The organism is Meridianimarinicoccus marinus (assembly GCF_040689105.1).
Classification (GTDB): domain Bacteria; phylum Pseudomonadota; class Alphaproteobacteria; order Rhodobacterales; family Rhodobacteraceae; genus Meridianimarinicoccus; species Meridianimarinicoccus marinus.
Genome location: NZ_JBFBVU010000111.1, coordinates 1 through 299 on the forward strand (window position 1 = coordinate 1; position 299 = coordinate 299).

The 299-nt window shown below is 64.5% G+C and carries 1 pseudogene; it reads left to right on the plus strand.

Annotated elements, in window-relative coordinates:
- Window positions 1–299: pseudogene (locus AB0T83_RS20400) on the plus strand (ornithine cyclodeaminase family protein); the annotation flags it as partial.

Here is a 299-nt window from a genome sequence, read left to right on the forward strand (position 1 = left end):
ATCGTACCCGAACGCGACATTGCCGACCTGATGACGCGCGACGCGGCCTTTGCCGCGGTCGAGAAGGTCTTTGCCGCAATGGCCTCCGGCGAGGCCTACAACTTCCCCGTGGTGCGCGAGGCCATCGGCCATGAAGACGCGCTCTACGGCTTCAAGGGCGGTTTCGACCGGGCCGGGCTGACGCTGGGCCTGAAAGCGGGCGGCTACTGGCCCAACAACCTGGAAAAGCGCGGGATCATCAACCACCAGTCCACGGTCTTTCTGTTCGATCCCGACACCGGCAAGGCCAGAGCCATGGT